The organism is Pseudomonas sp. MWU12-3103b, assembly GCF_023100615.1.
Classification (GTDB): domain Bacteria; phylum Pseudomonadota; class Gammaproteobacteria; order Pseudomonadales; family Pseudomonadaceae; genus Aquipseudomonas; species Aquipseudomonas putida_A.
In genome coordinates, this window is the sequence record NZ_JALMEY010000011.1 from 198,816 (window position 1) to 221,925 (window position 23,110).

Here is a 23,110-nt window from a genome sequence, read left to right on the forward strand (position 1 = left end):
GACCACCCGTCGATGGCTGGGCATTCTAGGGAGACAAACACTTCAGTAAAATTCGTATTTTTAGCGGCTATACTTCGGTTTTAACGAACATTGCGCAATCCAGTCAGAGGCCATTGCTCATGCTCAACTACCGACAACTGCATTACTTCTGGGTGGTCGCCAAGACCGGCAGCATCGTACGCGCCTGCGAACAGCTGAACCTCACGCCGCAAACCATCAGCGGGCAGATTTCGCTGCTCGAACAAACTTACGGCATCGAACTGTTTCAACGGGTCGGCCGTCAGTTGGAGCTGACCGAAGCCGGGCGTCAGGCCCTGCCCTATGCCGAGCAGATGTTCCAGTTAGGCGGCGAACTGGAGCTGATGCTACGTGCCCAGCCCAACGAGCAGCAGATACTGTTCCGCGTCGGCGTGGCGGACGTGGTGCCCAAGTCCATCGTCTATCGCCTGATTGCGCCGACCATGGAGTTGCACGAGCCGCTACGCATCACCTGCCGCGAAGACAAACTCGAACGCCTGCTCGCGGATCTGGCGATCCAGCGCCTGGATCTGGTGATTTCCGACAGCCCGATGCCGTCGCACCTCGACATCAAGGGCTACAGCCAGAAGCTCGGCGAATGTGGGATCAGTTTCTTCGCCACCGCGCAGTTGGCGGCGCAATACGGGCAGGATTTCCCGCGCAGCCTCAACGGCGCACCGCTGTTGATTCCCGGCGCGGAAACCGTGGTGCGCAGCCGTTTGCAGCGCTGGTTTGCCGAGCAGCAGATCCAGCCGCGAATCGTCGGGGAGTTCGATGACAGCGCCCTGATGCAGGCCTTCGGCCAATCGGGCAGCGGGATCTTCATCGGTCCGAGCGTGATTGCCGATGAAGTCAAACGCCAGTACGGCGTCGAAGTGATTGGCCAGACCGATGCGGTGACCGAGTCGTTCTATGCCATTTCGGTGGAGCGCAAGGTCAAGCACCCCGGCATCGTTGCGATTACCGAAGGTGCCCGACGCGAGCTGTTTACCGCGTTATGACGCCTGGGCGCACGCGTCGCGCGGCTTGAGCGTCATCAACACCATGGCGAGGAACACCGACAGCAGGATGAACCCGGCAGCGGCGAACCCCAGAAAACCCAGGCCGGCACTGTCGATCACCCGCCCGCCGATCATCGCACCGAGGCCGATCCCGAGGTTGGCCCCGGCGATATTCAGCGAGGCGGCAAAGGCTGGCGCTTCTGGTGCGGCCTTCATCAGGCGCACGTGGCTGACCAGGAACAACGCAGCCTGGGTGATGCCCCAGATGCCCATGGCCACCGCCAGCCCCACCGTCGAGTGAATATTCGGCACCAGCGAGACCATGCCGGCAATCATGAACGCGCAGAACAGCACCGAAGCGCCCAGCGGATGTCGATCCACGGCGCGGCCGCCCAGCGAGTTGCCGATCAGCCCGACCGCACCGAAGCCCATCAGGCACCAGCCGACCACCGTGCCGTTGAACCCGGCCAGACGCTCAAGAATGTCGGCCAGATAGGTATAAGCGGTGAACATGCCGCTGAATACCAGAATCGACAACAGCACATGGCCGATCATCAGCGGGTTGCGCAGGATCTTGAACTGCGAAGCGAAACTGACCTGATGCTGGTGCAGACTGGTTTTCGGCAGGTAAACAAACAGCAGCAAGGCCTTGGCGAAAGCGATCACCGCCAGAATCGCGAACGCACTGCGCCAGCCGAACGCATCGGAAATCAAGGTGCCCACCGGAATGCCGAACACCGTCGCGCAAACAATGCCGAAGCCGATCTTCGCAATCGCGCGGCCGGCGTGATCCGGGCCGACGATGTCTACAGCCGTCTCACTGGCCAAGGCCCAGAACACCGGCAGGCCGAGCGCCGGGATCAACCGGGCGATGGCCATGACCCAGATGTTCGGCGCCAGCGCCGCAACGGTGTTGGCCAGGCCGAACATGATCAAAATCGTGATGAACAACTTGCGCCGCTCGAAGCGGGCGAAATACGCGGTCAAAAATGGACCGAACGTCGCCACCGTGAAAGCGAATAGAGTCACCAGCAAACCGGCCTGCGGAATGGTTACCGCCAGGTCGCGGGCAATGGCCGGCAACAGGCCGACGATGACGAATTCCGTGGTCAGCACCGTGAATCCGGCGGCGGACAACAGAAGAATGGGCAACAGCATGAGCAACTCCAGCAAAACGACGACACCAGCGATGACCAAGAGGCCCGCTGGAAGACTATGAAAATGAGGATGGCGAATCTTAACAGAGTGTTTCCGGGCTGACTTGCACAAACCTGCCGACTTGCCGATCAATCCGGTGGCAGATCGTCACAGGCCTGAAGGATAACGCCTACGCTGTGATAAAGTCCGCGCCCTGAAAAACGTACACCCTATTCAGCGGCCTGTTTAACAGCGTTGATGGCGCGTCAGCCCTTTCGGTTCGTGCCGGTGACCTGCCCCCCGATGTATCACCGGTTTCACGCAACCTTGCACCCTATAAAAAATCAGAGATGCCGTTATGACCGCTTCATCCCCTTCTCTATTGCAACGCCTGAAAAACCTCAGCCTGGTCACGCAGATCCTGATCGGCCTGATTGCCGGTATCGCTCTGGCGCTGTTCGCCCCGGAAGCGGCGAAAGGCTCGGCGTTCATCGGCAAAGTGTTCGTCTCGGCACTGAAAGCCGTGGCGCCGATTCTGGTGTTCGTGCTGGTGATGGCGTCGATTGCCAACCACAAGCACGGCCAGGAAACCCACATCCGGCCGATCCTGTTTCTGTATCTGCTCGGCACATTCGCTGCGGCGGTGGTGGCGGTTGTCGCCAGCATGGCGTTTCCCTCGCATCTGGTGTTATCCACCGACAACGTGTCAGTCACCGCGCCAGGCGGCATCGCCGAGGTGCTGCAAAGTCTGCTGTTGAGCGTGGTCGACAATCCGGTCAGCGCCCTGATGAATGCCAACTTCATCGGCATTCTGGCCTGGGCGATCGGCATGGGCGTTGCCATTCGCCACGCCGGTGACACCACCCGCGAAGTGCTCGGCGACCTGTCCAACGGCGTGACGCTGATCGTGCGCGTGGTGATTCGCTTCGCCCCCCTGGGCATTTTCGGTCTGGTGGCCTCGACGCTCGCGACCTCGGGCTTCGGCGCACTGATCGGTTACGCGCACCTGCTGGGCGTACTGCTGGGCTGCATGCTGTTCGTCGCGCTGGTGATGAACCCGCTGATCGTGTTCTGGAAACTGCGTCGCAACCCGTACCCGCTGACCCTCAAGTGCCTGCGCGAAAGCGGGATCACCGCGTTCTTCACCCGCAGCTCGGCGGCGAACATTCCGGTCAACCTGGAACTGAGCAAGCGCCTGGGCCTGCACGAAGACACCTACTCGGTATCGATCCCGCTGGGCGCAACCATCAACATGGCTGGCGCGGCGATCACCATCACCGTGCTGACCCTGGCCGCGGTGCACACGCTGGGGATTGCCGTGGACATTCCAACCGCGATCCTGCTCAGCGTCGTCGCAGCGATCTGCGCCTGTGGCGCCTCGGGCGTGGCCGGCGGCTCGCTGCTGCTGATTCCGCTGGCGTGCAGCCTGTTCGGTATCCCGAGCGAGATTGCCATGCAGGTGGTGGCGGTCGGTTTCATCATTGGGGTGTTGCAGGACTCGGCGGAGACGGCGTTGAATTCGTCCACCGATGTGCTGTTTACCGCCGCGGCGTGCCTGGGTGAAGAGGCGAAAGCCCAGCGCACTGCGTAACAATTGCTGCAATGAAAAGCCCGCCAAGGTGTGAACCCTGGCGGGCTTTTTTGTGGCCGAGATCTTTCCCCCCTCACCCCAACCCTCTCCCCCCAAGGGGCGAGGGGGAAAGGGAGCCGATCTTTGTCGCATTCAAGCCTTGAGTTCGACTCGATAGATCAAGTCGGCGTATCTCGAACAAACAACGCGATCAGTCCCTCTCCCCCTGGGAGAGGGCTAGGGTGAGGGCTTCTAACGATTTAGTACGCGCCCATGTAGTCGCGTTTACCCACTTCAACACCGTTGTGGCGCAGCAGCGCGTAGGTGGTGGTGACGTGGAAGAAGAACTGCGGCAGACCGTAGCTCAGCAGGTAAGCCTGGCCGCTGAAGCGCTTCTCCTTCGGCGTGCCCGGACGGGTCACGATCTCGATGCCTTCCTTGCCGTTGATCTGCTCCGGCTTGATCTCGCCGATGTAGGCCAGAACCTTGGCGATCAGCGCTTGCAGCTCGGCGAAGGTAGTTTCGGTGTCGTCATATTTCGGGATTTCAACTTCGGCCAGACGCGAGGAAACGCCCTTGGCGAAGTCGACGGCGATCTGCACCTGACGCACCAGCGGGAACATGTCCGGGTACAGGCGCGCTTGCAGGAAGGCGTTCGGGTCGATGTTTTTCTCGGTGGCCTGGGCTTCAGCCTTTTTCAGGACATCGCTCAGGGCGTTGAGCATTTGTTGAAAAACCGGGACGGATGCGGCGTACAGGGAAATGGTCATGGCAGTCTCGTGTGGTGGCTGGGTGGAACGTGGAGGCGATTATAGCCATGCTTGATGACCACACGGCTTGCCTTTTGTTAGCCAAGGATTAGGCTAGGCGCCTTCGACTGCTGAGGGAACGCGCGATGACCACCGAACTTGCAACCACCACCGACGAACCACGGCTCAATGCCACGGAAATCCGCATCCTGGGTGCGTTGATCGAAAAACAGGCCACCAGCCCGGAAACCTATCCGCTGACCCTCAATGCGCTGGTGCTGGCCTGCAATCAGAAAACCAGCCGCGAGCCGGTGATGAACCTGACTCAAGGCCAGGTCGGCCAGAGCCTGCGTGCGCTGGAAAGCCACGGTTACGCCAAACTGGTCATGGGCAGTCGCGCCGATCGCTGGGAGCACAAGCTCGACAAGGCGCTGGAGCTGGTGCCGGCCCAGGTGATTCTCACTGGCTTGATGTTCCTGCGTGGCCCGCAGACAGTGAATGAGCTGCTGACCCGCAGCGGCCGGATGCACGATTTCGAAGATGCCGAGCAAGTGGTGCATCAGCTTGAGCGCCTGATCGCGCGCGGACTGGCGGTGTTAATTCCACGTCAGGCCGGGCAGCGCGAAGACCGCTACACCCATGCGCTGGGCGATCCGGCGGATATCGAGGCGATCCTGACGGCGCGGCAGAATCCTGGGGAACGCGCGACCAGCGGTGTGTCAGTTGAACGCATCGAAGAACTGGAAGCACGGATTGCCGCACTGGAAGAACGCCTGGCGCGCCTCGAATAATCACCCCCAATCCTATGGTGGGAGCGGGCTTGCTCGCGAAGGGGCTGTGTCAGTCGAATCACTGTGAATGACACACCGCATTCGCGAGCAAGCCCGCTCCCACAGGGTCTGCACCAAGCCGAAGATCTCTATTTATTCACCATCCCAGTAATCCACACCATCCGCCTGCCGCGCCACGGCAACGAAGCCTGACGCATTGCCTTGGTCATCGACTTTGAAGTTGTCCATCACCGCGTATTTGTTGGAGTCCGGGTACTCACAGATATCCGGTTGCTGCTGGGTGCTGACCGCCAGATAACGCAGTTCCGCGTCGCTGGTGTTGATGATCTGATGCGCCGCTTCCGGGCCGCCTGGCGGGCAGGCGATCACGTCGCCCGCGCGAATCGGAAAGCGTTCAGCCCCCAGTCGCACTTCGCCCTCCCCGGCCACCACATAGAACATCTCTTCATTGACCCGATGGCTGTGAAACGGACTGCCGCGCATGCCTGGCGGCAAGGCGTACAACCGATAGCCGAGTTTCTGCGCACCAAGCTGCTGGCCGATGCGCGCCATGCGTTGTTGATAACGACCAGCGGTTTCGCCTTCCGGGGCAAGGGCTTCGGGCAGGGATTCGAGTTCGACCTGGTGCAGGTTGAGGATGGGCGGATGCATGGGGAGCCTCGATCAGGTTTTTTATGAGGGGCAAGTCTGGGCTTGCTGAGGCCGCAGTATAGGCAACCGACTAACAACCGAGTCGCGGCCTTCGCGAGCAAGCCCGCTCCCACAGGATTTGTGGTTGCTCACCTGGTTGTGTTGCAACCTGATACCTGTGGGAGCGGGCTTGCTCGCGAAGAGGCCCGATGGATCAGCGCAAAACTCAATGATCAGCTGCGAGCAAATGCCACCGCCGCCGCAAACTGCTCTTCACTCGGCCGCACCCCGGTGTACAGCACAAACTGCTCCAGCGCCTGGATCGCAATCACTTCCAGCCCGGTAATCACCTTCTTGCCCTCAGCCCGCCCACGCACGATCAGCGGCGTCTCGGACGGAATCGCTACCACATCGAATACCGTGTCGGCGGCCTGGATCACTTCAGGCTCGAACGCCAGTTGCCCGGCCTCCGGCCCGCCGTCCATGCCCACCGGGGTGACGTTGATCAGCATCTGCGGCCGCTCTTCGCCGAGCTCCGCCTGCCAGCGATAGCCCAGCGAGTCCGCCAGTGCCCGTCCGGCGCGCTCGTTACGCGCAACGATCAAGCCATTCTTGTAGCCACCATCGCGCAAGGCACTGGCCACCGCTTTGGCCATGCCGCCGCTGCCGCGCAGGGCGAACGTCGTGTCTTGCGGTACCGCGTGGGTTTCCAGCAACTGGGCGATGGCGATGTAATCGGTGTTGTAAGCCTTGAGATGGCCGTGGGTGTTGACGATGGTGTTGATCGACTGGATCGCCGCTGCCGACGCATCCAGCTCATCGACCAGCGCGATGCAGGCTTCCTTGAACGGCATCGACACTCCGCAACCACGAATCCCCAGCGCACGAATGCCGCCGACGGCCCCCGGCAGGTCCTGACTGCTGAACGCCTTGTAATAGAAGTTCAGGCCCAACTGCTCATACAAATGGTTATGAAAGCGCAGACCGAAATTCCCCGGGCGCCCCGACAGGGACATGCACAGCTGGGTGTCTTTGTTGGGATTCATCTGCATGAAACTTCTCCTTGAAAACGGACTTTCGGATGGACGGAGTTAGCCATTCCATCGGGTTCTGGACGATCATAAGCGCCTGTCTGCAACGGGCTGCGAGCCCCTTTGACCAACCGGTAAAGAAGCCGGTACAGACCTTACACAAAATTTACCCAGCGGCTGTGCTGATTTTCAGAATTTCGCTGTCATAGAAGTATCCCCGCGACAACTTTGGGCCTGGTGCAGGCCCGGACGCCGGGTCGAAGAACCGAGGAATTATCATGATTCGTAAACTCCCCATCGTGGCCTTGTTGATTGGTGCATTCGCTATCACAGGTCAGGCAGAAGCCCACGGCGGTGGCTGGCAGGGTCCGGCAGTGTTTGGTGCGATCGTCGGCTCGGCCATCATCGGCTCCGCGTTGATCAACCAGGACCGGCCGGTCTACGTGCAACAGCCTGTTTACGCTCAACCGGCACCGGTTTATGTGCAACAGCCGCCGCCACCGGTCTACTACCAGCCGGCGCCGGTCTATGTGCAACAACCGGTCTACGTGCCTGGCCCGGTCTACTACGGCCCACCACGCGGCTACTACGGCCGGCCACACGGCTACTACGGTGGCCCGCGCTGGTAATCGCAACCAACGAGCCCCGCTTTATAGCGGGGCTTTTTTATGACCGTCGGTCGGGCAGAGTCTGAAAAAATCTCGCCAAGGTCGCTGTGAGGACAGTCCCGGCAGCTAAAGTCGGCATGATGGACTTGACCGTCGGGGGCAAAACACAAAACGGTCATCCATTTGTCATGACGGAACCGCAATCTGAATCCGTCCGTAAACAACAGGTTGATAAAAACAAGGACGACCCATGCCTACACAAAATCCGCACCGCATCGTCGGCCTGTGCACTTCGAGCAAGGTGTACAGCGCGCTGACTGAACTGAAACACCTGGAAGGCCACCGCTGCGCCAAGTTTCTTTCGTTGCTGGCGGAGAATCTCGTGCACAAGGGCCTGCTCAATGAGCGCGAAGTGGTGCACATGCTCGACCAGGTTGTCGACTGATGCAGTCCTCACTGTGATCAATGACCACTATCGAAAGCGTTGATTGTCCCTGAGCGCAGCGAATCCCTAAGGTAGCTCCACAGATTGATGGAGGTACTTGTCATGGCTCAGGTTCAAATCATGTCGGTAGTCGGTAGCGCTGTTCCCGCATCGCTCAGAGCGTCGGGATTGCTCGCCTGCTGGTATCTGGTGCGCGATGGCGAGCCGATCAGCGGCCCGCTCACTTCACTGCCCGCCGCACAGGCCCTGTCACAGAAAATCGTCAGCGGCCCATTCCACGCTTAAGGCAACTGGACTTTCGGTTTGGTCTCGATGAACAACGCCCAACTGGACATGAACAGCGCTGCGATCAGCGGCCCGATCACGAAACCGTTGAGGCCAAACACCGCGAGGCCGCCGAGGGTCGAGATGAGGATCATGTAATCCGGCATGCGCGTGTCCTTACCGACCAGGATCGGGCGCAGCACGTTGTCCACCAGACCGATCACAAACACCCCGAACAGCCCCAGCACCACGCCCTGCCAGATCATCCCGCTGAGCAGGAAGTACACCGCCACCGGCGCCCAGACGATCCCCGCACCCACCGCCGGCAACAGCGACAGAAAGCCCATCAGCACCGCCCACAGCAACGCGCTGGGAATGTCGAGAAACCAGAAAATCGCCCCACCCAATGCGCCCTGAGTGACCGCCACCACCAGGTTGCCCTTGACCGTCGCGCGTACCACCCGATTGAACTTCAACTGCAAACGGCGTTTGTGGCTCTCTTCCAACGGCACCGCGGTGCGTACCTTGCGCACCAGCTCGGCGCCATCGCGCAGAAAGAAAAACAGCAGGTACAGCATGATGCCGAAGCTGACCACGAACTCGAATGTGCCTTGACCGAAACTGAACGCCTGGCTGGCCAGCACCTGACTGCCCTGCATCGACGCCTTGACGATTTTCTCGCGCAGACCGTTGAGTTCGCCCATGCCAAAGCGATCGAGCAAATGCTGAAAATACGGGGGCAGGCTGTGTTTGAACTGTGCCAGATAGGCACCGATGTCCAGTTGGCCGCTTTCGATGTTGTTGTACACCGTCGCGCCTTCCTGGACCAACAGGATGCTGAGGATGATCACCGGCAGAATCGCGATCACCAGGCAGATGCCCAGAGTGCAGAGCGCTGTCAGGTTGCGCCGCCAGCCGAATTTGAGCTGTAACTTGCGCTGCATCGGCGCAAACAGAATGCCGAGAATCACCGCCCAGAACACCGCGCCGTAGAACGGCAGCAGAATCCAGATGAAGGCGACCGTCACCAACAGCAACAGCACGGTGAGGGATTTGAATTGCAGGGTTTTTTCGTTCATGTCCGATCCATGTCAGTCAGGCGTCTCGCACGCCCCGAACCTTAGTCAGCCGGGGCGCGCGCGAGTGCCATCTTTGTTCATGGAGCATAGATTGCCTGGACGATGCAGCCCGGCTAATCAGCGCACCGGCAGTTTGACGATCTGCGCAGTGCTCAACACATCGCCGAAGGTGTCTTCGACTTCCGCCAGCGCGGCCTTGTGCAGCGAATCCTTGTCGATTGACACGCCGTTGGCGCGGGTGATGGCGCGGGTCGCCGAGGCATCGGACGCGACAATCACGTTGTAGCCCAGAGGCGCGGCGTCCCGTGCGGCACCCGCCACGCAGGCGTGGGTCATCAGGCCGGAAATGATCAGGGTCTGGATGCCGGCCTTTTTCAGTTGCTGGTCAAGGTCGGTGCTGGCGAACACACTGACGGTGCTCTTTTGCAGCACCACGTCTTGCGGGCGCGGCTGCATGTCCGGGTGAAATTTAACGGTCTGGCCATCGATGGCAAACACTGGCGAGCCGGCCGGAGCAACGTGCTGCACGTGATACACCGGGATCTTGTGACTGTCAGCGAAAGTGATCAGCTCACGAGTCTTGGCCAGGGCAGCGGCACCGTCCGGGATCGGCATCCGGCCGCTGAAATATTCATTCTGGAAATCGATCACCACCAGTGCGGATTTGCCCGCTGGCAAATGATCAGCCGGTGTCGCGCCGGACATTGCCCGAATGGTCGGGTGGTTGTCGGCCATCGCTGCGCTGCTGGCCATTACACCGGAAAATGCACAAGCGGTGAGAAAACGACGAGTAAAGTTCTGCATGGGAAGTTTCTCTTGCGGTTGAGTGGATGCGCCAAGGTTACGAAGCCAACGTCAAACCGAACACAGTGAAACCGACACATGATCTGTGCCCTTTCTGCACAGATAAAGTCCACGCACTCAAACGTAGATCCAGATCAATAAACCGCACTTGCCACTGCACTACCCTGCCGCGCTTTTGCGACCGATGCCGCCATGAAGCCAGACCTCCCCCTCACCGCCCCGGAATTGCTCGCCCCTGCCGGCACCCTGAAGAACATGCGCTATGCCTTCGCCTACGGTGCCGATGCGGTCTACGCCGGCCAGCCGCGTTACAGCCTGCGGGTGCGCAACAACGAGTTCGACCACGCCAACCTCGCCCTCGGCATTCGCGAAGCGCAGGCCCAGGGCAAGCGCTTCTACGTGGTGGTCAACATCGCCCCGCACAACGCCAAACTGAAGACCTTCCTCAAGGATCTGGCGCCAGTGATCGAGATGGCGCCGGACGCGCTGATCATGTCCGACCCGGGCCTGATCATGCTGGTGCGCCGGCATTTCCCGCAGATGCCGATCCACCTTTCGGTGCAGGCCAACACGGTGAACTGGGCGAGCGTCGAGTTCTGGCAGCAACAAGGCCTGAGCCGGATCATCCTGTCGCGGGAATTGTCGCTGGAAGAAATCGGCGAAATCCGTGAACAGGTACCGGGCATGGAACTGGAAGTGTTCGTCCATGGCGCACTGTGCATGGCCTACTCCGGGCGCTGCCTGCTGTCGGGCTACATGAACAAGCGCGACGCCAATCAGGGCACCTGCACCAACGCCTGCCGCTGGAAGTATTCGGCGCAGCAAGCCACGGAAAACCAGCTCGGCGAGATCGTGCAGACCTTCCAGCCGGAGCCGACCCTGGGCATCGGCGCGCCGACCGATCAGGTGTTTCTGCTGCAGGAAGCCAATCGCCCCGATGAGTTGATGCCCGCTTTTGAAGACGAGCACGGCACCTACATCATGAACGCCAAGGATCTGCGCGCGGTGCAACACGTCGAACGCCTGACGCGCATGGGCGTGCATTCGCTGAAGATCGAGGGCCGGACCAAATCGCACTTCTATTGCGCGCGCACCACCCAGGTCTATCGACGGGCGATCGACGATGCAGTGGCCGGACGTGAGTTCGATCGCAGCCTTATGACCGATCTGGAATCACTGGCCCAGCGCGGCTACACCGAAGGTTTCCTGCGTCGCCATGTGCATGACGAATACCAGAATTATCAGAATGGCAGCTCGGTGTCAGAGCGTCAGCAGTTCGTCGGCGAACTGACCGGCGAGCGCCGCGACCGGTTGGCCGAGGTCAAAGTGAAGAACCGTTTTGCCTTGGGCGATCATCTGGAATTGATGACGCCCAAGGGCAATTTCCACTTCGATCTGCACCAGTTGCAGAGTGCCAAGGGTGAAGCGATCGAGGTTGCGCCGGGGGATGGGCACACGGTGTACCTGCCGATTCCGGATGCGGTGGATTTGCGCTTTGGCCTGCTGATGCGCGACCTGACTGCTCAATCGAACTGAAATACGTGGATAAACGGTGGCGAGCGAGCTTGCTCGCGCCGGGTGCGAGGCGACCAAACGATTTCGCAATCAACGCTTTTATTGAGCGTGCTGCGCACTCTTGCGGGAGCAAGCTCCCTCGCCACAGTGAAGCTCTGTAGTCAGAGGAATTCCTCGCGCAACATCGCCACGAACGCCTCACGCGCCGGGTGTACCCCGGCGTTTTCGTGCCAGTAAAACAGGTTGTCGATCGCCGTCAGTTCGGGAAACTCATAGCCCACGCATCCAGCGCCTTTGGCGTATTGCTCGAACACGCCTTTAGGTACTAATGCCACCCCGGCGCCAGCACTCACGCAACCGACAATCGCCCCGTAACTCGCCAGGCTGACAATCGGCAGCGCCTGCCCCTGACGCAACAGCCAGTGCTCCAGCGCCGCCCGATACGGACAGCCCTGCGGCCACATGAACACGGTTTTGTCCTGCAGATCATGAATGTCGCGCACGGGGCCGAATGATGTCGAGGCAATCAGTAGCAATTCTTCGCGGTACATCGGCGTGCGTTTCAGTTGCGCGCGCTCGACGTCCACCGCGACGATCGCACCGTCGAGGCGATGGCTGACGGTGTCGTCGAGTAATTGGCCCCAGGTGCCAGTGGTCAATTCCAGCACCACCTGCGGATAGCGCTGGTGAAACTTGGCCAACAGCCGCGGCAAACGCCCGGTGGCCGAGGACTCGATCGCGCCGATACGCAGCGGGCCGGACGGTTCAGCGACGGGATCCAGCGCGCGCTTGGCTTCGGCGGTCAGCGCCAGAATCCGCTCGGCATACGCAAGAAACGTATGCCCCGCCGGGCTGATCCGCAGCCCGCGCCCTTCGCGCAGAAACAGCGCCACACCGAGTTCAGCTTCCAACGCCTTGATCCGTGCGGTGATGTTCGATGGCACGCAAAACAGCTTTTCAGCGGCCCGGGCAATGCTGCCCTCGTCGGCCACGGTCTTGAACATGCGGATCTGCGCCAGCTCCATACTCATCACTCAAAGTGAATATTCGGCGCAGTATAAGTCAGTTGTGGAGACTTGTTCGCCGCCCGGATACTCGGCGCATCAACCCTTGCGGTGCGCCGATCATGCCGTCTCCTTCTCCCTTGAAAATCATTCTGACCATGGCCTTCGTGGTCGGCTGCTGGGGCTATTCGCCGACCGGCATTCACATCGGCCTGCAAGCCTACGACCCCGGGCATCTGGCGTTGCTGCGGTTTCTGCTGGCGTCGTTGTTCATGGCCGTGATTGCGGCGTTCAAGGGCATTCGCCTGCCGCAACCGCGCGACGTACCGCTGTTGTTCGCCCTGGGATTTTTTGCCGTCAGCCTGCATCACGTGGCGCTGAACATCGGCCAGCAAAGCGTCAGTGCCGGCGCCTCCAGCGTACTGGCGCAGTCGAGCCCGCTGTTCAGTACGCTGCTGGCGCGCTACGTGTTCAAGGATCAGGTCAGTGTCTGGCGATGGGGCTGCGTGTTGCTGGGACTGGTCGGGGTGGTGATCGTGGTCAGCGCCGATCGGGGCCTGGGGCAGATCGACGCGCATGGCTTGCTGATCCTGCTGGCAGCGCTCTCATGGAGCATTTACTTCGCCCTGCAAAAACATCACGCACGGCGTTATGACGGTTTCAGTCTGGCTTGTTATGCGGTGTGGTCGGGGACGCTGCTGTTGCTGATTTATCTGCCGGGGCTGAGTGCGGCGGTGGTGAAAGCGCCGCTGCAAGTGCAGTGGGCAGTGCTGGCACTGGGGGTATTTCCCAGTGCACTGGCCTATCTGGCCTGGGGCTTTGTGCTCAAACATGTGGACTTGAGTCGGGCGACGATGACACTTTATTTGATACCGCCGACAGCGATGGGGATTGCTTCAGTGGGCCTCGGCGAGCAGCCGGCGCTGATGGTTCTGATTGGCGCGGCGGTGGTGTTGATCAGTGTGCTGGCGTTGAATCTGGAGCGGCGGGTGGAGGGTCGACCGGTTGAGGTCTGATCGAGGTTTTTTACTGAGGCTATGACCCCATCGCGAGCAGGCTCACTCCTACAGGGGGATGCGTTCTGCCTGTGGGAGCGAGCTTGCTCGCGAAAGGGCCGGCGCAGACTATAAATATCTCATGCCGGGTTAGCCTCAGCGCCTGTCATCCGACAACGGCGTCGGCTCATCCGCTGGCGGCACATCATCGTCCGCCGCCGGGTCCTTCCAGTCTTCCGGCCGATCGGCATCACTCAACGGATCGCGCCCCGGGCTCATGCCCGGCGGCGCATCGTGATCGGCCAGTGTCGGTTCATCCGTGCCGGGTACCGGACGGGTTGGATCGGTCGGCAGCACACCACCCTGAAACAGCAAATCATCAGCCATGACACACCTCACCAAGGAGGTCCGGAGAACCCGGGCCATACAGCTTGGAAGCGTACATCTGCAGGCGGTGCTATCGAGCAGACCAACGGCAATCAGCCTTGAGAACTGAAACGGTCGCGGCTGTTGGTCAGGTGCAGCCACATGGCCGCGCGCGCCGCGTCCGGATCCTGCCGCTTGATCGCATTCAGGATCGCTTCGTGCTCCAGATGGGCCAACTGCCCCAGCTTGCTCAGATCCGCCGCGCCACGCTCGGCGGCATTGAGCCGCTGACGTGGAATCATCGCGCTGCCCAGGTGCTGCATGATTTCGCTGAAGCAGACGTTGCCGGTGGCTTCGGCAATAAGCAGATGAAAACGTCGATCAGCCTCGACACAACTGTCATTGCTGTCCAGCAAACGCTGATAGTCATCCAGCGCCTGACGCATTTGCAGCAATTGCTGCTCGCTGCGACGTGACGCGGCCAACGCCGCAGCCTGCGTCTCCAGGCCCATGCGCAATTCCAGAATGCTGCGCACCCCGAGAGCGGTGTCGACATTCAGTCGCAAGCCCTGCTCGGCAGCGCGCTCGATGACAAAACTGCCGATGCCGTGCCGCGTCTCGACCAGGCCCGAGGCCTGCAACTTGGAAATCGCTTCGCGCACCACCGTGCGACTGACGCCGTGCTCCTGAACGATGGCGTTCTCCGACGGCAGCTTGTCGCCGGGCGACAACTGGCCAAGCAGGATGCTCTGGGTGAGTTTCTCCACCAGATCGTGTGCGAGGTTGTGTGCACGTTTGGGCGCAGGGGCGCCGAGGTCTTCTTGCATGATCGGTTCCGGTCATCGGGGCTTGTCGATCGTAGCACTGCGCGGTGGCTGACGAGTCGATTTTAGCGCCGAAACCGCCCCCAACTTGTATGACAACACTCAATAAAACGAAAAAAAACGCAACAATCAAGCGCTACACCCTGTTTGAACATTTGGATCGTGAACCCAAGAGGCGCGTCTGACGGCCGCGATTAAAACCAATAAAAACGGGGAAAAACACCAAAAAGAAATAAAAAATTCCTTCACCAGACAAATTTAATCGCTGCACCCCACTTGTAGGACAAAAAAATCAAGTTGTATGATGTCTATCAACAACGCAGCATCCAGCCCTACCCCGCATAAAAATAATCAGTGGGAGAAAACCAAGTGAAAACCTCCGTCTCCGGGATGAACGAGGGCGTCGATTCGACACTCGCGTCCGCCATCTCGAAAGTGAAACGCCACGTCCTGCCGCTCTTCGTGATCATGTTCATCGTCAATTACATTGACCGGGTGAACATTGGTTTCGTCCGCACTCACATGGAACATGACCTGGGCATCGGGGCTGCCGCCTACGGCTTCGGCGCCGGTCTGTTCTTCATCGGTTACGCGCTGTTCGAAGTGCCGTCCAACATGCTTTTGCAGAAAGTCGGCGCGCGTATCTGGCTGACCCGCATCATGCTCACCTGGGGCCTGGTCGCCGCCGGCATGGCGTTCATCCAGAACGAAACGCACTTTTACATCCTGCGCTTTCTGCTCGGCGTGGCCGAGGCCGGGTTCTTTCCCGGGGTGATCTACTACTTCACCCGCTGGCTGCCCGGCGCCGAACGCGGCAAGGCGATCGCGATTTTCCTCAGTGGTTCGGCAGTGGCCTCGCTGATCTCCGGCCCGCTGTCCGGCCTGCTCTTGCAGATCAACGGCCTCGGCATGCACGGCTGGCAATGGATGTACTTCATCGAGGGCATGTTTTCCGTCGGGCTGTGCGTGTTCGTCTGGTTCTGGCTCGACGCCAAACCGCATGACGCGAAATGGCTGACCCGCGCCGAACAGGACGCACTGGTCAGCGCCATCGACGATGAACAGAAGGCCCGCGAAGCCGCGACGCCGATCCGCCCATCGATGGGCAAACTGCTCAAGGACCGGCAAATCATCCTGTTCTGCCTGATCTACTTTTTCATTCAGCTGACGATCTACGCCGCGACGTTCTGGCTGCCGAGCATCATCAAGAAAATGGGCGAGATGAGTGACTTCCAGGTCGGGCTGTTCAACTCGATCCCGTGGTTGCTGTCGATCGTCGGCATGTACGCCTTCGCCGCTTTCTCGGCCAAGTGGAAGCACCAGCAAGCCTGGGTCGCCACCGCGTTGTTGATCGCCGCGGCGGGGATGTTCATGTCCACCACCGGCGGGCCGATCTTCGCCTTTGTCGCGATCTGTTTTGCCGCGCTGGGCTTCAAGTCCGCCTCGTCGTTGTTCTGGCCGATTCCACAGGCGTATCTGGATGCACGGATCGCCGCGGCAGTAATTGCGTTGATCAATTCAGTGGGCAACCTCGGCGGCTTCGTCGCGCCGACCACCTTCGGCCTGCTCGAAGAACACACTGGTTCGATTCAGGGCGGCCTCTATGGCCTGGCCGCAACCTCGATCATCGCCGCGATCATCGTCTTCGCTGCACGCACCACCCCGAAACCCGCTGCTGACCTCGCCGTGGCCGAAGCCGCGCCGAAGCACGCCTGAATTCGTTTTGAAGAATGCTGACAAGGATAAAAACATGACCGCACACGACACTGCCAAAGCGCCAATCATCACTGACATGCAGGTGATTCCCGTGGCCGGCCACGACGGCATGCTGCTCAACCTGAGCGGCGCCCACGGGCCGTTTTTCACCCGCAATATCGTCATTCTCAAGGACAACGCCGGCCACACTGGCGTCGGTGAAGTGCCCGGTGGCGAGCGCATCCGCCAGACGCTGGAGGATGCCCGCAGCCTGGTGCTCGGCAGCACAATAGGTAACTATCAGAAGATCCTCAATCAGGTGCGCCAGACCTTCGCCGAACGTGATGCCGGCGGCCGTGGCCTGCAGACGTTCGACCTGCGCATCACCATCCACGCGGTCACCGGACTCGAAGCCGCCCTGCTCGACTTGCTCGGGCAACACCTCGACGTACCGGTCGCGGCGCTGCTCGGCGAAGGCCAGCAACGCGATCAAGTGAAGATGCTCGGTTATCTGTTTTATGTCGGCGATCAACGTGAGACCAACCTCGCCTACCGCAGCGATCCGGACGCCGATAACGACTGGTTCCGCGTGCGTCACGAAAAGGCCATGAGCGCCGAAGCGGTGGTGCGTCTGGCCGAAGCGGCCCAGGCAAAATACGGTTTCCAGGACTTCAAACTCAAAGGCGGCGTGCTTAGCGGCGACGCGGAAATCGAAGCCGTGACGGCTCTGGCCGAACGCTTTCCCGAGGCACGCATCACCCTCGATCCGAACGGCGCGTGGTCACTGAAAGAAGCGATCCGCCTGTGCCGCGATCAACATAAGGTGCTGGCTTACGCCGAAGACCCGTGCGGTGCGGAAAACGGTTACTCGGGGCGCGAAGTCATGGCCGAGTTCCGCCGCGCTACCGGACTGAAGACGGCGACCAACATGATCGCCACCGACTGGCGCGAGATGGGTCACGCCATTCAGCTGCAGTCGGTGGACATCCCATTGGCCGACCCGCACTTCTGGAGCATGCAAGGCTCGGTACGTGTCGCGCAGTTGTGCCATGAGTGGGGCCTGACCTGGGGCTCACACTCCAACAACCACTTCGATATCTCGCTGGCGATGTTCACCCATGTCGCGGCGGCGGCACCGGGCGACATCACCGCCATCGACACGCACTGGATCTGGCAGGACGGCCAGCGCCTGACCAAGGCACCGCTGCAAATTGTCGACGGTTGCGTGCAAGTGCCGCAGAAACCTGGGCTGGGGGTGGAGCTGGACATGGATCAGCTGGCCAAGGCCCACGAACTGTACAAAGGCATGGGTCTCGGCGCGCGGGATGACAGCGTGGCGATGCAGTTTTTGATACCGGGGTGGACGTTCGATAACAAGCGGCCGTGTCTGGTGCGCTGAATTCTGATCTGCAGTCCACCACTGTCCCCTGTGGGAGCGGGCTTGCTCGCGAAGGCGGTGCATCAGTCAATATTTGAGTTGACTGACACGCCGCCTTCGCGAGCAAGCCCGCTCCCACAGGAGGGGACTTGTGTCAGGCAGAGTTTTGTACCAGCCACTGCTTGAACGCCGTCATCGCCGCCGTCTCCGGCCGTGACTGCAAGCGCGTCAGCCAATAACTGCCGGTGGTGATTTCAATCGCAAACGGCTGACGAATCACGTCCGCCGCCAGTTGCCGGGCGAACATCAGCGGCGGTGCCAACGCCACCCCGCTGCCCTGCAGCGCGGCCTCCATCATCGCCAGCGACGAATCGAAGACAATGCTCTGCGGCGGCGCCGCGTGGGTCGCCAGGCCGGCGGCGTGAAACCATTCCGGCCATTCATCGGTGCGATAGGAACGCAGCAAGCGCTGTTGCAGCAGATCGCCCGGGGTGTGCAGCTGCCGGGCAATTTCCGGTACGCACAGTACCGATAGTGGAGCGTCGAGCAGACGCGTTGCCTCGATGCCATGCCACGCTCCGGCGCCAAAACGAATCGCGTAATCCAGCCCCTCGGCGGCGACGTCGACCCGGTTGTTGTGAGTCGACAGCCGCAAATCTATGAGCGGATGTTTCGCCTGGAAGTCTGCCAGCCGTGGCAGCAACCAACCGACCGCGAAGGTTCCGACGGCACCCACGGTCAACATTTCCCGATACTGACCGCCAGCCAGTCGCTCGAGCATCTGCGCGATATGATCGAACGACGTGGTCAAAACCGGCAACAGGGTCTCGCCTTCACTGGTCAGCATCAGCCCGCGAGGCAGGCGTTTGAACAGGGTGACGTTGAGTTGCGCTTCGAGGCTTTTCACCTGATGGCTCACCGCCGCCTGGGTCACGCACAATTCCACAGCGGCGCGGGTAAAGCTCAAATGCCGCGCCGAGGCTTCGAACGCGCGCAGTGCATTGAGCGGCAGTTGAGGTCGAATCATGCCTGGTCCCAAATTTTTCTAATGGCTCGTCCGAGTTTTCATCGTTTGTCGACGAGTGCCAGACTGCCTAAATTGTCGGCGCTGATCAGTTGCCCAACAACAAAATCGCCCGCAGTGTAGCGGGATATCACCCTCAACACTCATGGAGAGTGGTTCACTCATGTCCTTCATCACCCCGAGCAAATTCATTTCCCGCAGCGCTTTCGGCCTGTTTTTCGGCGCCACCGCGTGCATGGCTGCCCAGCAAACCGACGATCAGTTGCAGGCGCTGGTCAAGACCACCGTGACCCCGGTCATGCAGCAACAGAACATCGCGGGGCTGGCCGTGGCCGTGACCGTCGATGGCAAGGTGCACTACTTTAACTACGGTGTCGCCGACAAAAGCACCGGGCAACCGGTGAGTGAAAACACCCTGTTCGAAATCGGCTCGGTAAGCAAAACCTTCACCGCAACCCTCGCCGCCTACGCCCAGGCCAGCGGCAAACTGCAATTCTCCGACAAGGCCAGCCAGCACTGGCCCGAGCTGAATGGCAGCGCTTTTGACCACATCAGCCTGCTGCAACTGGGCACTTACAGCGCCGGCGGCCTTCCATTGCAATTCCCGGATGCTGCGGATTCTTCCGACAAGATGCTCGGCTATTACCAACAGTGGAAACCGACTTTTCCGCCCGGCAGCCATCGCCTGTATTCCAACCCGAGCATCGGCCTGTTCGGCTATCTGGCGGCGAAAAGCCTTGGCCAACCGTTCAATCAGGTCATGACTGAAACCCTGCTGCCGAAACTCGGGCTCAAGCACACCTTCCTGTCGGTGCCGGCGTCTGAACAAAAGCTCTACGCCCAAGGCTATGACAAGAACAACAAACCGATTCGAGTCAGCCCCGGCGCCCTCGACTCCGAAGCCTACGGCGTAAAAACCAGCGCCGCTGATCTGCTGCAATTCGTCCAGGCCAACCTCGACACCGCCAAACTCGAAACACCCCTTCAAAAAGCCATCGCCCTCACCCACACCGGCTACTACACCGTCGGCGACATGACCCAGGGCCTGGGCTGGGAACGTTACACCTACCCGATCAGCCTCGACCGCCTGCTGGACGGCAACTCGACGCCGATGGCCATGGAAGCGCACAAGGTCAAATGGCTCAACCCGCCACAGCCGGAGCCGGCGAACGTGCTGCTGAACAAGACCGGTTCCACCGCAGGCTACGGCGCCTACATCGCGTTCGTGCCGTCGAAGAAAGTCGGGATCGTGATTCTGGCGAACCGGAACTACCCGAATGCGGAGCGGGTGAAGATTGCGCACAAGATTCTGGGTGAGCTCACCCGGTAATCGGACCATGAAAAATGGGCGACCTGTGAAGGTCGCCCATTTTTATTTGAGGGGATTGAAAACTACGCCTGTAGCTTCCAGCCCAATACATCCATCAGGTCGCAGCTGTCGCGCAGAGGGATTGCCAGCACCCGGGCGAAATCCTGCAGCAACAAGGCATCGTGGCCGATGCCGTCGCCGAGCGAGAGGGTTTCCAACAACTGCGTCACGCTGCGCAAGCGGTAGGCGGCGGTGCCGTGGAGTACATCTACCGGGGCTTCGCGGTCGATCAGGAGGCAGGGGATCTGGCAGTCGATGCCGGTATGGGGATGTAGCGGGGTTTGGTTGAATCGGTGGAAATTTCAGGTGATTCGACATCCGTTTTCTTCATGGGTGAAACTCCAATGGGGATTGCTGAAAACGCTACTCATCTCACTTCCACATGAAGGTGGCAGCTGCACGCAGGTGTGGAAGACCGAGCCAATCACCCGAACCCGGCGCACTCGAAAGCGCTCCCGCATACAGCCACCATAAGTTAGCGATGTTGACATAAAAGATGTCGCCATGCGCATAACGGGGCTTGGTGAATGAGTCTGCAAACCGGACTTCCACATCCGGCCGCTGATTTTGCAGCGGCCCGAAGAGGTTATCGGCGTTCAACCCAAGCCACCAGTTCACCAACGCCGCCGCGCTTTGAAGGAAATTTCCGACAGGGTTGAAGGCCCTTACGCAGGCCACTTTGATAGGAATATGCGGCAACTATTCACATGGATGACCGACCGGAGTGGATGTATCTAAACTGCATCGAATCAATCCGTAGCTAGCGATGACATAATGAATACGATATTTAACCCCGCTGACCGTCAAAGGGCGATTTAATGGAAATCAGAGGTCTCAGTCTCAGGAATGTAGGTCGGTTCAAAGATCTGAGCATTCTGCTAGCACCCACAGGTAAGCACACATCGAACGTGACAGTTCTAGTGGGGAACAACGGTGCAGGAAAGACCACCCTTTTGAAATCGCTTGCCACTGCCCTAAGCTGGCTGGTCGCAAGGATTCGTACCGAGAAAGGCAATGGCAACCATATCTCTGAAGGAGACATTCAGAACAGCGCTACCGACGCTTACATCTCAACGGTCGCTGCCGACTATCTACTTCGCAGCTCCGACCTTTCCGAAGTGCAATCGAAAAGACATTTGTTCGGATGGGGTATTGCACGCGGCAGGCAAGGGCGAAAGACCGCACTCCATAGCGAACTAGTGCAAGCGAGTCAACTTGCAGACCACTATCGAACTCTGCTAACGACCGATGACAAAGCTTCGCTTCCATTAATAGCCTACTACCCGGTCGAACGTTCCGTTCTCGAAATCCCTTTAAAAATCAAAACCAAACACACCTTCGACCAACTCGACGGTTACGACAACTCGCTCAACCGAGGCGTAGACTTCCGCCGCTTCTTCGAGTGGTTTCGCGAGCGTGAGGACAGCGAAAACGAGACGGGTATTTCCGACACTGCACTGGCTGAAATCTCCATAAAGTTCGGCTATGAAAGTGATGTTTGGAAAACCCTGTCCAACCTGAAAGCCTCTTCCCGCGACCGTCAGCTAACCGCCGTCCGCTCCGCCATCGCCGCTTTCATGCCTGGCTTCACCAACCTGCGCGTGCAACGCAAGCCGCGCCTGCACATGGCCATCGACAAGGACGGCGTCACTCTCAACGTCGCCCAGCTCTCGCAAGGCGAGAAGTCGATGATGGCGCTGGTCGGTGATATCGCCCGTCGTCTGGCAATGATGAACCAGTCGCTGGACAACCCGCTCCACGGGGACGGCATCGTGCTGATCGACGAAGTGGATCTTCACCTGCACCCGAAATGGCAACGCAGTCTGATCCGCCAACTGAGCGAAACCTTCCCCAACTGCCAGTTCGTGCTGACCACGCACTCACCACTGGTCATCAGCGACGCAAAAGATGTGCTGGTTTACGTGCTCAATGACGGTGAACTTCACGAACACAACGGCCTGTACGGACTTGATGCCAATCAGGTGCTGCTGGAAGTCATGGACACCGACATCCGTAACAGCGACGTTCAAAAACGCTTGAACGCACTGCTCGAACGCTTGCAGGACGGTGATCTGGAAACCGCACAAAAACTATTCGCCGAACTGGCAGAAGAACTTCCGGACGGTCATATCGAACTGGCGAAAGCCGCGCTGTTGCTGCGCAAACTGGAGTTGCGCCGTGCGTAAGATCACCAAGGGAGCCGAGCCGGAACAACTCATCAGATGGAAACGCGCCAACACAACATTACGTTACCGGGACCTGCCCGGCGAAGAACGCGTGAGCGTGCGCACGGCCTGTATAGCGGAACAGTTCAGCCTTTGCGCCTATTGCTGCCAGACCATTGCAGGCGACAACTCACATAACGAGCACGTTGAGGCCCAGGATAAAGCTCCCAATCGCACCTTGGAGTTCACCAACATCGTCGCCAGTTGCCAGCGCCAGAATCAATGTGGACATCATCGAGGCACGCGCCCACTAGATCTGACGCCCTTGATGGAGGAATGCGAGTCGGAATTGAAGTTTTATCTGTCCGGTAGAGTGACCGGCAAAACCGAACGCGCAAATTCGGCTCTGGAAATTTTGAATCTCGGTCATACCGAAGAAAGCAATCGCGGACTCATAGGGGCACGGAAACAACTGGTTGATCAGTTGATCTTTACAGGAGGCATGCAACCCGGTGACCTTGAAGATGAAGAGCTTCTGGGCATTCTCCTTGATGACATGCTGACTCCCAAGAATGGCCAGCTTGCGGCTTTTTCTCCGGTTCTGGTCAATGTCATCCGTCAGCTCCTGCCCTGATATTCAGAGTATCG

25 protein-coding genes are annotated in these 23,110 nt (G+C 59.7%); 13 read left to right on the plus strand and 12 right to left on the minus strand.

Translation table 11 applies throughout. The features are described 5' to 3' along the window. Positions 1 to 119: 119 nt before the first annotated feature. A complete protein-coding gene (gene nhaR, locus M0808_RS18230) occupies positions 120 to 1,019 on the plus strand; it encodes a transcriptional activator NhaR (RefSeq protein ID WP_086794737.1) in 900 nt (299 codons plus the stop codon). On the opposite strand, the gene M0808_RS18235 is transcribed toward nhaR, so the two are convergent. Next, a complete protein-coding gene (locus M0808_RS18235; RefSeq protein ID WP_210557597.1) occupies positions 1,014 to 2,177 on the minus strand; it encodes an MFS transporter in 1,164 nt (387 codons plus the stop codon). The two genes, nhaR and M0808_RS18235, sit on opposite strands and share 6 nt — an antisense overlap. A 337-nt stretch (positions 2,178 to 2,514) precedes the next feature. On the opposite strand from M0808_RS18235, the gene sstT reads away from it, so the two are divergent. Further along, on the plus strand, positions 2,515 to 3,747 hold the full coding sequence (gene sstT, locus M0808_RS18240) for a serine/threonine transporter SstT (protein ID WP_098968087.1): 1,233 nt from the start codon (positions 2,515 to 2,517) through the stop codon (positions 3,745 to 3,747). 239 nt (positions 3,748 to 3,986) lie between these two features. Here the strand turns inward: sstT and M0808_RS18245 are convergent, their stop codons facing one another. After that, a complete protein-coding gene (locus M0808_RS18245; protein WP_247842066.1) occupies positions 3,987 to 4,496 on the minus strand; it encodes a DUF1993 domain-containing protein in 510 nt (169 codons plus the stop codon). A 125-nt stretch (positions 4,497 to 4,621) separates the two neighbouring features. On the opposite strand from M0808_RS18245, the gene M0808_RS18250 reads away from it, so the two are divergent. Then, a complete protein-coding gene (locus M0808_RS18250) occupies positions 4,622 to 5,266 on the plus strand; it encodes a DUF480 domain-containing protein (protein WP_247842067.1) in 645 nt (214 codons plus the stop codon). Between the two features lie 132 nt (positions 5,267 to 5,398). Here M0808_RS18250 and M0808_RS18255 read toward each other — a convergent pair whose 3' ends face one another. Next, positions 5,399 to 5,917, minus strand: a complete 519-nt coding sequence (locus tag M0808_RS18255) for a cupin domain-containing protein (RefSeq protein WP_247842068.1) — start codon at positions 5,915 to 5,917, stop codon at positions 5,399 to 5,401. Between the two features lie 212 nt (positions 5,918 to 6,129). Further along, positions 6,130 to 6,948, minus strand: a complete 819-nt coding sequence (locus tag M0808_RS18260; protein WP_103369500.1) for a shikimate 5-dehydrogenase — start codon at positions 6,946 to 6,948, stop codon at positions 6,130 to 6,132. 257 nt (positions 6,949 to 7,205) lie between these two features. On the opposite strand from M0808_RS18260, the gene M0808_RS18265 reads away from it, so the two are divergent. The 3 genes from M0808_RS18265 (at position 7,206) to M0808_RS18275 (ending at position 8,265) form a co-directional block, all read left to right on the plus strand. After that, entirely contained in the window at positions 7,206 to 7,556 is a 351-nt protein-coding gene (locus M0808_RS18265; RefSeq protein WP_007965394.1) for a hypothetical protein, read from the plus strand. A gap of 229 nt (positions 7,557 to 7,785) precedes the next feature. Next, on the plus strand, positions 7,786 to 7,980 hold the full coding sequence (locus M0808_RS18270) for a hypothetical protein (RefSeq protein WP_025108897.1): 195 nt from the start codon (positions 7,786 to 7,788) through the stop codon (positions 7,978 to 7,980). Positions 7,981 to 8,082: 102 nt separating this feature from the next. Continuing rightward, entirely contained in the window at positions 8,083 to 8,265 is a 183-nt protein-coding gene (locus tag M0808_RS18275) for a hypothetical protein (RefSeq protein ID WP_097087786.1), read from the plus strand. Here M0808_RS18275 and M0808_RS18280 read toward each other — a convergent pair. Together M0808_RS18280 and M0808_RS18285 are read right to left on the minus strand one after the other, a co-directional pair. Beyond that, positions 8,262 to 9,323, minus strand: a complete 1,062-nt coding sequence (locus M0808_RS18280; RefSeq protein ID WP_027613894.1) for an AI-2E family transporter — start codon at positions 9,321 to 9,323, stop codon at positions 8,262 to 8,264. The genes M0808_RS18275 and M0808_RS18280 overlap by 4 nt on opposite strands. Positions 9,324 to 9,440: 117 nt before the next feature. Continuing rightward, a complete protein-coding gene (locus M0808_RS18285; protein ID WP_210557591.1) occupies positions 9,441 to 10,127 on the minus strand; it encodes an isochorismatase family protein in 687 nt (228 codons plus the stop codon). 192 nt (positions 10,128 to 10,319) lie between these two features. Between M0808_RS18285 and yegQ the strand changes: the two genes are divergently transcribed. Then, complete coding sequence (gene yegQ / locus M0808_RS18290; RefSeq protein WP_247842069.1) at positions 10,320 to 11,663, plus strand: tRNA 5-hydroxyuridine modification protein YegQ; 1,344 nt, start codon at positions 10,320 to 10,322, stop codon at positions 11,661 to 11,663. Positions 11,664 to 11,803: 140 nt separating this feature from the next. On the opposite strand, the gene M0808_RS18295 is transcribed toward yegQ, so the two are convergent. Next, positions 11,804 to 12,667, minus strand: a complete 864-nt coding sequence (locus M0808_RS18295; RefSeq protein WP_247842093.1) for a LysR substrate-binding domain-containing protein — start codon at positions 12,665 to 12,667, stop codon at positions 11,804 to 11,806. A 101-nt stretch (positions 12,668 to 12,768) separates the two neighbouring features. Here M0808_RS18295 and M0808_RS18300 point away from each other — a divergent pair, with 101 nt between their 5' ends. After that, positions 12,769 to 13,662 carry a DMT family transporter gene (locus tag M0808_RS18300; protein ID WP_247842070.1) on the plus strand — a complete coding sequence of 298 codons (894 nt, stop codon included), beginning with the start codon at positions 12,769 to 12,771 and terminating at the stop codon, positions 13,660 to 13,662. Between the two features lie 135 nt (positions 13,663 to 13,797). Here the strand turns inward: M0808_RS18300 and M0808_RS18305 are convergent, their stop codons facing one another. Beyond that, entirely contained in the window at positions 13,798 to 14,028 is a 231-nt protein-coding gene (locus M0808_RS18305; protein ID WP_247842071.1) for a hypothetical protein, read from the minus strand. Between the two features lie 92 nt (positions 14,029 to 14,120). After that, entirely contained in the window at positions 14,121 to 14,834 is a 714-nt protein-coding gene (locus M0808_RS18310) for a FadR/GntR family transcriptional regulator (protein WP_247842072.1), read from the minus strand. Positions 14,835 to 15,200: 366 nt separating this feature from the next. On the opposite strand from M0808_RS18310, the gene M0808_RS18315 reads away from it, so the two are divergent. Both M0808_RS18315 and gudD read left to right on the plus strand, forming a co-directional pair. Further along, the gene (locus M0808_RS18315; protein WP_103369510.1) at positions 15,201 to 16,547 is read left to right on the plus strand and encodes an MFS transporter; all 1,347 of its coding nucleotides are present in this window, start codon (positions 15,201 to 15,203) and stop codon (positions 16,545 to 16,547) included. A 34-nt stretch (positions 16,548 to 16,581) separates the two neighbouring features. Next, positions 16,582 to 17,925 carry a glucarate dehydratase gene (gene gudD / locus M0808_RS18320; RefSeq protein WP_247842073.1) on the plus strand — a complete coding sequence of 448 codons (1,344 nt, stop codon included), beginning with the start codon at positions 16,582 to 16,584 and terminating at the stop codon, positions 17,923 to 17,925. Between the two features lie 133 nt (positions 17,926 to 18,058). Here gudD and M0808_RS18325 read toward each other — a convergent pair whose 3' ends face one another. Next, complete coding sequence (locus M0808_RS18325) at positions 18,059 to 18,931, minus strand: LysR family transcriptional regulator (protein ID WP_098968074.1); 873 nt, start codon at positions 18,929 to 18,931, stop codon at positions 18,059 to 18,061. A gap of 160 nt (positions 18,932 to 19,091) precedes the next feature. Here M0808_RS18325 and ampC point away from each other — a divergent pair, with 160 nt between their 5' ends. Continuing rightward, on the plus strand, positions 19,092 to 20,258 hold the full coding sequence (ampC, locus tag M0808_RS18330; protein WP_247842074.1) for a class C beta-lactamase: 1,167 nt from the start codon (positions 19,092 to 19,094) through the stop codon (positions 20,256 to 20,258). Positions 20,259 to 20,320: 62 nt separating this feature from the next. Here the strand turns inward: ampC and M0808_RS18335 are convergent, their stop codons facing one another. Both M0808_RS18335 and M0808_RS18340 read right to left on the minus strand, forming a co-directional pair. After that, on the minus strand, positions 20,321 to 20,554 hold the full coding sequence (locus tag M0808_RS18335) for a hypothetical protein (protein WP_247842094.1): 234 nt from the start codon (positions 20,552 to 20,554) through the stop codon (positions 20,321 to 20,323). A 115-nt stretch (positions 20,555 to 20,669) separates the two neighbouring features. Then, positions 20,670 to 20,996: a hypothetical protein gene (locus M0808_RS18340; protein ID WP_247842075.1), complete on the minus strand. Its 327-nt coding sequence runs from the start codon at positions 20,994 to 20,996 to the stop codon at positions 20,670 to 20,672. 119 nt (positions 20,997 to 21,115) lie between these two features. Between M0808_RS18340 and M0808_RS18345 the strand changes: the two genes are divergently transcribed. Continuing rightward, positions 21,116 to 22,483, plus strand: coding sequence for an AAA family ATPase (locus M0808_RS18345; RefSeq protein ID WP_247842076.1), 1,368 nt, complete (start codon positions 21,116 to 21,118; stop codon positions 22,481 to 22,483). Beyond that, positions 22,476 to 23,096 (plus strand): retron system putative HNH endonuclease, encoded by a 621-nt coding sequence (locus tag M0808_RS18350; RefSeq protein ID WP_247842077.1) that lies wholly within the window; start codon positions 22,476 to 22,478, stop codon positions 23,094 to 23,096. The genes M0808_RS18345 and M0808_RS18350 overlap by 8 nt, the downstream gene beginning before the upstream one ends. The last annotated feature ends 14 nt before the right edge of the window (positions 23,097 to 23,110 follow it).